The sequence below is a fragment of the Burkholderiales bacterium genome (assembly GCA_035518095.1).
Taxonomy (GTDB): Bacteria; Pseudomonadota; Gammaproteobacteria; order Burkholderiales; family JAHFRG01; genus JAHFRG01.
This window is the reverse complement of the sequence record DATIXX010000075.1, coordinates 1-8,976: the sequence shown is the minus strand read 5'-3', so window position 1 is coordinate 8,976 and position 8,976 is coordinate 1. Positions and strand designations below refer to the sequence as shown.

The 8,976-nt window shown below is 54.3% G+C and carries 7 protein-coding genes and 1 tRNA gene; 4 read left to right on the top strand and 4 right to left on the bottom strand.

The window, feature by feature from the left end:
* Both VLV32_12190 and uvrB read right to left on the bottom strand, forming a co-directional pair.
* On the bottom strand, positions 1-1,130 hold a 1,130-nt coding region (locus VLV32_12190; protein HUL42643.1), incomplete at its 3' end, for an efflux RND transporter periplasmic adaptor subunit.
* A 109-nt stretch (positions 1,131-1,239) separates the two neighbouring features.
* The gene (gene uvrB, locus VLV32_12185) at positions 1,240-3,264 is read right to left on the bottom strand and encodes an excinuclease ABC subunit UvrB (protein ID HUL42642.1); all 2,025 of its coding nucleotides are present in this window, start codon (positions 3,262-3,264) and stop codon (positions 1,240-1,242) included.
* A gap of 166 nt (positions 3,265-3,430) precedes the next feature.
* On the opposite strand from uvrB, the gene VLV32_12180 reads away from it, so the two are divergent.
* Both VLV32_12180 and VLV32_12175 read left to right on the top strand, forming a co-directional pair.
* Entirely contained in the window at positions 3,431-4,636 is a 1,206-nt protein-coding gene (locus VLV32_12180) for a pyridoxal phosphate-dependent aminotransferase (protein ID HUL42641.1), read from the top strand.
* A gap of 249 nt (positions 4,637-4,885) precedes the next feature.
* Positions 4,886-4,961: transfer RNA gene (locus VLV32_12175), tRNA-Asn, on the top strand.
* Between the two features lie 209 nt (positions 4,962-5,170).
* Here the strand turns inward: VLV32_12175 and VLV32_12170 are convergent.
* Positions 5,171-5,617, bottom strand: a complete 447-nt coding sequence (locus VLV32_12170) for a c-type cytochrome (GenBank protein HUL42640.1) — start codon at positions 5,615-5,617, stop codon at positions 5,171-5,173.
* 245 nt (positions 5,618-5,862) lie between these two features.
* Here VLV32_12170 and VLV32_12165 point away from each other — a divergent pair, with 245 nt between their 5' ends.
* Positions 5,863-6,585, top strand: coding sequence for a sulfite exporter TauE/SafE family protein (locus VLV32_12165; protein ID HUL42639.1), 723 nt, complete (start codon positions 5,863-5,865; stop codon positions 6,583-6,585).
* 83 nt (positions 6,586-6,668) lie between these two features.
* On the opposite strand, the gene VLV32_12160 is transcribed toward VLV32_12165, so the two are convergent.
* Positions 6,669-7,235 (bottom strand): YSC84-related protein, encoded by a 567-nt coding sequence (locus tag VLV32_12160; GenBank protein HUL42638.1) that lies wholly within the window; start codon positions 7,233-7,235, stop codon positions 6,669-6,671.
* Positions 7,236-7,660: 425 nt separating this feature from the next.
* Here VLV32_12160 and VLV32_12155 point away from each other — a divergent pair.
* Positions 7,661-8,976 (top strand): hypothetical protein (locus tag VLV32_12155; GenBank protein ID HUL42637.1); only part of this gene is annotated, 1,316 nt, incomplete at its 3' end.

Sequence of the window (8,976 nt, the reverse complement as noted above, 5' to 3'; positions counted from 1 at the left end):
ACGCGTTGGAGGCCGTTTACAATCACCCAGTCGTCGGGCTTTAATCCCTGCTGGATCACGCGCAAGCCGTCAATGAAAGGACCAAGTTTAACGGTACGGTATTCCGCCACATTGTCTTTATTCACGACCAACACAAATTTTTTTTCCTGATCTACGCCAACTGCTGCGTCTGAAATCAGCAGCGCAGGATAGGCGCCGCTGGCTGGAATGCGCACGCGCACAAAAAAACCAGGGACGAGCTGGTCGTCCGGGTTGGGGAAAACACCGCGTGCCCGCACCGTGCCGGTGGCGGGATCGACTCGCGGTTCCACATAATCGGTGTAACCCTTGTGTGGGAAATTTTTTTCGTCGGCGAGCTCGAGCTCGATTGGGATTGGCCCGTAGCGCGCGGATTTACGCAGTCCCTCACGCGCAAGCCGCAGGTACTTCAATACCGATTCTTCGTCGGCATTAAAGTACACATAAATGGGATCCGTGGATTCGATTGTGGTAAGCAGCGTTGCTTCACCGGAATTGTTGCCGCCAGTCACGAGGTTGCCCACGGTCTTAAGCGTTCTGCCGATGCGACCGTCAATGGGCGAGCGCAATTGGCTGAACTCCACGTTGAGCTTCGCCTCTTCCAGCGTGGCCTCCGCCGAACGCAGCGCCGCCTCCAGCTGGCTGACACTTTTGCTGCGATTATCGTATTCCGCCGCCGATATGAAGTGCGATTTGAAAAGTCCCTCCGCCCGCGCCAAGTCGTTTTTCGCAAGCTCAAGCTGTGCCCGACTGCGGTCGACCTCGGCTGCGGCACGGTCGCGCTCTGCGACAAACGGCCGCGGATCAATGACGTATAGTAATTCGCCCTTCTTGACCTTTGCACCGTCCTTGAAATTTACTTGGGAAATGTAGCCGCTTACCCGAGGGCGCACTTCAACCGTTTGCACGGTGTCCAGCCTGCCGGTGTACTCGTCCCATTCCACCACATTCTTGTGGATTGGCTGACTTATCGTGACGACGGCCGCCGGCGCCGCTTGATTCGCCGTTTTTGCGTTGCTGCTGTTGTCGCAACCTGACGTGGTCGCAACAACGAACAAAGCAACACCTGTCAAGAAAATTACCCTGACGCCGGCCTTTGAAACGTTAATCATCACTCTCCCTTAACTCGGTCAAGTTCCTCGTTAAATTCCTGGCAAAAGCTCTCTTTCCAGTGAAATATAATCCGAGACGCACATTTCACGCCCCTTTTGCACGCGGCAATCAAGTGGATTCCGCCACCCCAAAAAGTCTCTGTTTCAGTTCCTTCAGATGGTCGCGAAGTTCCGCGGCGCGCTCGAACTCTAGATTTTTTGCACAGGCAAGCATCTCCTTTTCCAGCCGCTTCACTTCTCTGGTAAGTTGCTTCTCGCTCATCGCCTGGTAATTCGCTTCGGTTTGCGCCGCCTTGAGTTCCTGCTGCGCGAGTTGCGGATCGTAAATGCCGTCTATCATGTCCTTGATGCCCTTGCTCACGCCTTTCGGTGTAATGCCGCGCTCGAGGTTATAACGCATCTGTTTTTTACGCCGCCGCTCGGTTTCATCAATAGCGCGGCGCATTGAGCCGGTGATGGTATCGGCGTACAGAATTGCGGTGGCATTGATATGCCTGGCTGCGCGTCCTATGGTTTGGATCAGCGAGCGTTCCGAGCGCAAGAATCCTTCCTTGTCGGCATCCAGTATCGCAACCAGCGAAACTTCGGGGATATCCAGCCCTTCACGCAGCAAATTAATGCCGACCAGCACGTCGAATTCCCCCAGCCGCAGATCCCGGATGATCTCAACCCTTTCCACGGTCTCGATGTCCGAGTGCAGATAGCGCACTTTCACCCCGTGATCGGCGAAATAATCCGTCAGGTCTTCCGCCATGCGTTTAGTGAGTGTGGTAACCAAAACACGTTCTCGCAGCGCCGCGCGCGCGTTCACCTCGGAAAGCAAATCGTCCACTTGTGTTGCGGCAGAACGCACTTCGACGCGTGGATCCACCAGCCCGGTCGGGCGCACCACCTGCTCCACCACCTGCGCTGCATGCTCTTGCTCGTATTCCGCGGGAGTCGCAGACGCGAATATAGTTTGGCGCATGAGTCCTTCAAATTCGTCGAAACGCAGCGGGCGGTTATCCAAAGCCGACGGCAGCCGGAAGCCGTATTCCACCAGTGTTTCCTTACGCGAACGATCGCCGCGGTACATGCCGCCGAGTTGCGGTATGGTGACATGGCTCTCATCAATGATCATTAGGGCGCTGGGCGGCAGATAATCAATTAACGTGGGGGGCGGCTCACCTTCTGTTCTGCCGGACAGGTGGCGCGAATAGTTTTCGATGCCTTTGCAAAAACCCAGTTCGTTAAGCATTTCGAGATCGAAACGAGTTCGTTGCTCAATGCGCTGCGCTTCCACGAGTTTATTGTGCTTCTGGAAAAACTCGATACGCTCGCGCAATTCCGCCTTGATTGCCTCGATAGCGCGCAGCGTGGTCTCGCGCGGCGTAACGTAATGACTGGAAGGATAAATGGTGTAACGGCCAACCCGCTGCAGGATATGGCCGGTCAAGGGATCGAACAGCGACAGGCCTTCAACTTCATCCTCGGACAAGGTCACCCGCAGCGCGGTTTCTGAGTTTTCTGCGGGAAATATATCCAGCACGTCGCCACGCACGCGGAACGTGCCGCGCCTGAATTCGAGCTCGTTTCGCTCATACTGCATCTCAGCGAGACGCTTGATTGCATCGCGCTGCGAAACTTTCTCTTTTTCCCGCAAGTGCAGGATCATGCCATGATAATCCACCGGATCGCCGATGCCGTAAATCGCCGATACCGTGGCGACAATTACGCTGTCGTCGCGCTCCAGCAGCGATTTGGTGGCGGAAAGCCGCATCTGCTCGATATGTTCGTTGATGCTGGAGTCCTTCTCGATATACAGATCGCGTGAAGGCACATACGCTTCCGGCTGGTAATAATCGTAATAGGAAACAAAATACTCGACCGCGTTCTCGGGGAAGAACTCGCGAAATTCGGCGTAAAGCTGTGCTGCGAGCGTTTTGTTCGGCGCAAGCACGAGCGCCGGGCGGCCGAGCGTGGCTATCACATGCGCCATGGTGTACGTTTTACCGGAGCCCGTCACGCCGAGTAACGTTTGATAGGCCAGCCCGTCCTGGACTCCCGTTACCAACTGCGCGATGGCCTCCGGCTGGTCGCCCGATGGATTGAACGGTTCATGCAGCTTGTAAGGACTCTTGGGGAAAGTGACAATCACAGGTAAAATAATCCCATTCGTATTGGCAGTTGTGAAACTGGGGTAGTGGTCGTCTGAGACCCCTACCCCAAGTTATGTCCAGCTTCATATGAATGTAAAAGTTGACTAAAGTTTCAAACATTTAATTTTACCACGCCGACAATGTCAGGCGTTGCAACCAGCCATGGGGATACTGCAATTGGAACTTTCGGCACGCGTACAACTGATCAAGCCCTCCCCCACACTTGCGGTAACGGCCCGCGCCGCAAGGCTCAAGGCTGAAGGCAAGGACCTCATCGGCCTCGGTGCCGGCGAGCCGGATTTCGACACGCCCCAGCACATCAAGGAGGCGGCGATTGCCGCGATCAACAAAGGGCTTACCAAGTACACCCCGGTGGGCGGCACCCCGGGCCTGAAAAATGCCGTCATCGCCAAGTTCAAGCGCGATAATGGCCTGGACTATACCGCCAAGCAGATCTTGGTTTCGTGTGGCGGCAAGCAGAGTTTCTTTAACCTGGTGCTCGCGCATATCAATCCGGGCGACGAAGTCATCATCCCCGCGCCTTACTGGGTATCCTACCCGGACATTGTGCTGATTGCGGAAGGTAAGCCGGTGGTCATAGAAGCAGGAATCGAACAGGGATTCAAGATCACCGCCAAACAATTGCAAGCGAAAATTACCCCAAGAACACGCATGTTGGTGATCAATAGCCCGAGCAACCCCAGCGGTGCAGTCTACGAACTGCACGAACTGAAAGAACTGGGTGATGTGCTGCGCAAACACCCGCAGGTGCTGATCGCGACCGACGACATGTACGAACATATTCTGCTCAAGGACGGCAAATTCGTGAATATTCTGAATGCGTGTCCCGACCTCTATTCGCGCACCATGGTATTGAACGGCGTGTCCAAAGCGTATGCGATGACCGGTTGGCGCATCGGTTATGCCGGCGGGCCGGAAACCATCATCACTGCGATGGAAAACGTACAGTCCCAAAGTACCTCCAATCCTGCCTCGATTTCGCAAGCGGCTGCAGAAGCGGCATTAAACGGGGACCAATCCTGTATCACGCCAATGGTGAAAGCGTTCCGCGAGCGGCACGCGTTTGTCGTGGAAAAGCTGAACAGCGTGCCGGGAGTAAAATGCTTGCCGAGCGGCGGAGCATTTTACGCATTTCCCGATATGCGCACGGCGATCGGCAAGCTGCACGCTAAAGGTGCGCTCAAAAGCGGCAGCGATCTCGCTTTTTGCGAATATCTTCTGGAAAAAGGGGTTGCGGTCGTGCCGGGTTCGGCGTTTGGTGCCGAAGGTTATATCCGGCTGTCTTTTGCGACGTCCATGGAAAACCTGAAACAGGCGATGGAGCGTATCCGGCAGGCGTTGATTTGATCCGGCCAATTTATTTGGTTTCGTGTCCTGGCCGACGCTGTCTTTGGCGCTAAGCGCGTTTTCAACAATTTTGCGGCCTCGAGACCCACTAGGATTTCCGGCATCGGACTCAGAAGCGTTGCGACGCCAGCAGCGCCGGCTATCACATGGTGCGCCATTTCATCGGCAATCACCCTGTTGTGTTCGTGCGTTTGATTGACCGTGGCGCCCCAAAAAGCTAACATTAACGCCGCCCAGACGCCCACAAATTCCCCGATAGCTCAGTTGGTAGAGCGACGGACTGTTAATCCGCAGGTCGTAGGTTCGAGCCCTACTCGGGGAGCCACCTGCACTGCGACGTCGCAAGTGCAGCCTACTCTGCTTTCAGTTAGACTTCCCTATCTATCGCCGCACGCGGGGTTCTGCAGCCGGAATTCCAAACACCGGTCGAGCGTCAAACTGCTGTCCGCATCGCGCCGAGCTTTAGTATGAGAATAAACCGCCCGCGCGCTGTTCAGTGACGCGCGCTACGGCCCTGCGGCGGCCTGATTTGGATTACTTCTTAATGGGGTGCAGATCCCCCGGTTTGATGGCGCCGTCGGAACGCCCTTTGAGATAAGCGTATAGATTGTCAATATTCGTAGTTACCGTTTTTGATGCCTTAAACGACGGCATGATGGTGCCGGGCCGGCCATTGAGGACCGTGGTTTCAAATTGTTCTTTGGTGAGCTTTTTCAGACCCTCGATAAGCGAAGGGCCGACCAGTCCCTGCTGTTGCGCCCCGTGGCAGCGTTCGCAATCCATGGCGCGCCAGGTATGCCAGCCCTCCAGAGTTTTCGGGTCGACTAAGTTACCGTCCACCACCGTGTAAAGCGGCGCTTTCGGCTCCGCTGCGGGAGCCGCAGCCGGCGTTTTGGCCGTAGAAGCACTTTCACGTCCGCAGGCAGTGAGACCGGTGATCAAAGTGACAGTAATTAGAACGACAAGCTGGTGTTGTTTCATCGTGGGCTCCTCCTCACTTAATCAGCAGAATGAATCCATTTCGCAACGTTAGCGCGTTGCAACATATCTTAAGCGACCGCCTTTTAGAGCAACTTCGACAAATTTACCACAAATCGATGCGCATGGTTTCTCGGTAGGTTAATACCTGGCGCGGCACTCGTGCTGACTGGCGCGAAGTGCCTTACTATTTCCAACGTGGCGCACCCGCCGCCCATCATGGCGTTAACGTTCTGAAAGACTTCGGCGTGGAATTGTTATTTATCCTTACCATAGGCCTGGTCGCAGGCACGCTCAGCGGCATCGTCGGCTTCGGCTCTTCGATCATGCTGATGCCGGTGCTTGTCATTGCATACGGTCCACGGCAAGCAGTCCCGATCATGGCTATTGCGGCAATCATGGTCAACTTCTCGCGCATTATCGCCTGGTGGCGCGATGTCGATTGGCGCGCTTGCGCGGCTTATTCAGTCACCGGCATTCCGGGTGCGGCGCTGGGAGCTAGAACGTTGCTGATATTGCCGCCGCGCGTTATCGAGGTCGCCCTCGGCATTTTTTTTATTGCAATGATTCCCGCGCGCCGCTGGATGGTGGCGCATAAATTAAAAATCCGGGTCTGGCAGCTTGCAATCGCGGGTCTGCTTATTGGCTACATAACAGGAATCGTTGCCACGACCGGCCCGATCTCGGTGCCGATATTCCTCGCCTATGGTCTAGCCAAGGGCGCGTTTCTCGCGACCGAAGCCGCGAGTTCACTTGCCGTCTATGTGAGCAAAGCGGTCGTGTTCCGCAGTTTCGGCGCCCTGCCGACGGATATAATTCTCAAGGGTCTCATCACCGGCTTTTCACTGATGGGCGGCACATTCGTTGCCAAACGATTTGTGCTTAAGCTGGAGCCCGAACAATTCCGTCTCTTAATGGAAGGACTGATGTTAATTTCAGGTGCAGCCATGCTGTGGGCGGCTGGTACTTAACGAATAAGGAAAATGAGCGGCCTTGCTTTGAATGAACTTATTGAGCCGTTGCTGCGGAGCGGTTCGGCGCCCCGCTCAGCTCATTAATTAAGATCGGCGTCCTTCCAGTATTTGGTTCCTTCCACCGTTGCCTGGAGTGCCAGCCCGCTTTCGGTCAATTCGTAAATGGTGATGTCACTGACCACGCCTTGGCCTCCTAACGCGTAGCCTTTCTCGCCGGCTTTGGCCGCGGCATCGGCTTGCCCCCCGAATTCCCAACCTTTGTTGACGAACTGCTCCATGACCGAGCGCTTGTTGAAAATAAATACGGCGCGGAAATCCTTTACACCCAGTCCCAACCCCGCGCCAAGTTCTCCCATTTTCATATACGTATTTTTGCCCGTTCGATTGTCTTTAGCCACGCCATAACCGCTGCCGCCGCTGACAAAAAACAGGTAAACGTTCCAGTTGCTGAATACAGCGTAGCCAGGCGCAGATGCAACTTCAACTCTTGCCTGTGGATGAACTTTGTAGAGTTCCGACAGAACCTGCTCTCTCATGTTGAGAATGGCCTGTCGTTTTGTTACCGGAGTGTTGCCACCGGTCGTGCCGCAACCGTTCAACAAGAGAGTTATTGCGAGACAGCACAAACCAATTCTTATTCGTTGCATATTCATTCTCCGGTCATTTACATCATCTGGATTAACAAGCCAATAATTCCGCCCCAACAGAAACCACGAAACCGAAAATTAACGAACTCTTTTGTCGCGCGCCAACCTGTGCTCAGGGATGATCTTTCGTTGAAGCTATCGAAACTTTGTCGGGCTGTCAATGCATTGCGACTCATCCTGAGCCACGAAATGCCCTCGGAGCAACCGTCAAATAGGATTGAAAGACCTCAAAAAAACGGATAAAAATATCGTGACAAATTTCACATTCATTCAATTTCTCAAGCCGCTTGTCCTTGCAGAATAGCCTTTTATCAGATTTAGCTTGAGACCTAATTTAACCGCTGCGATAATCCAGACGTGAAAAAAAGAAAGCGTTAATTGTGACCATTTGCAACAGTCATTGATTTCGGGGAAGGGGAAGCAAAATGAAATTTCCTAAACGGCTTAACCTGCAGTCAGAAAAGATTGCAGCGCTCCTATTACTAGGTTGCTTCGCCGCTTTTTCAGCAGGCGGGCGAGCGGCAAGTTTGAACCTGGATAATGTGCCGCTTTATATCAACTCCAACGTCAAGCCCATCGTGATGCTGGATGTCACCAAGGACCACCAGCTGCATTACAAAGCGTACAACGACTACACCGACCTCGACGGCAACGGCGTGGTCGATTCCTACGAGACCACCTATTGGCACGCCAACAACTATTACGGCTATTTCGATTCCATTAAGTGCTATGCCTACGACACTTCGGGAGCACAAGTACCCGGGGGCGGATTTTACCCACTGGGCATCTCGGTCGCGAACAACAAGTACTGTAATTCGTACGTCAACAGCAGCGGCACTACTGTTAGTGGAGTTGGCGTAGCTTGGAGCGGCAATTTTTTAAACTGGGTCACCATGGCCCGGATGGACGTAGTGCGCAAACTCCTCTATGGCGGTAAGCGCTCAACCGATACGTCTACAACGACAATACTTGAGCGCGATCTTTTGCCGCCCGACGGCCACGCCTTTAGCAGGTTCTACGCAGGCTCAGACATCGCCAAGCTTACCCCTTATAATCCGCCAACCACGCCCACGGGTGGAACATCTGTTACTGTAAGAAGCACAACAACAGCGCCCTCTTGCTCCGGCAGCCCCACTACTTGCAGTTACGGCACCAGTAACAATAGCGTCGCCATTGGCAGCAGCGCCACAGTTCTTCCTTCAGGTACCAACAATTTCACGACTAAATATTTATATTATTTCCGCGCCCCGGGCATATCCGTATGCAGAGGCGACCAGGTCAAGGTCAACCTCTCGGGCAATACCTCTAAGTACATGGTCGGCATGGTTTGGCAGACTGACCAACCTGATTGCGCTACCGCTAATACGTCCGGCTCCAGCACGACTGGATTCACGCTTGCAGTTGACCATCCAACCGGCTTGAGTGGGACCGGTTCCAGCGGAAGCACCTGGAACCTGACCGATCTTACGAAAACCGGCATTTCCTTTTGCAACCTAACATCTCCAGCCCAAGGGAGTGCGTCCGAAAACCTCAGCACCGCCAGCTATCCTCCGCTGCTGCGAGTCGTCCAGGGTAATTTCGCATTATGGGGCAACAACGACTCTCGCATCTGCCAATGGAATCCCGGAGGCAGCAGCCAGTATGGCCTCCTTACCGGCGGCGGCAACGGCAATTTCGCAAGTGTAACTTTGGGTACCGCCGGCCTAAATGCTGCCACGAGTAATTCAGGCAGCAGCGGGCC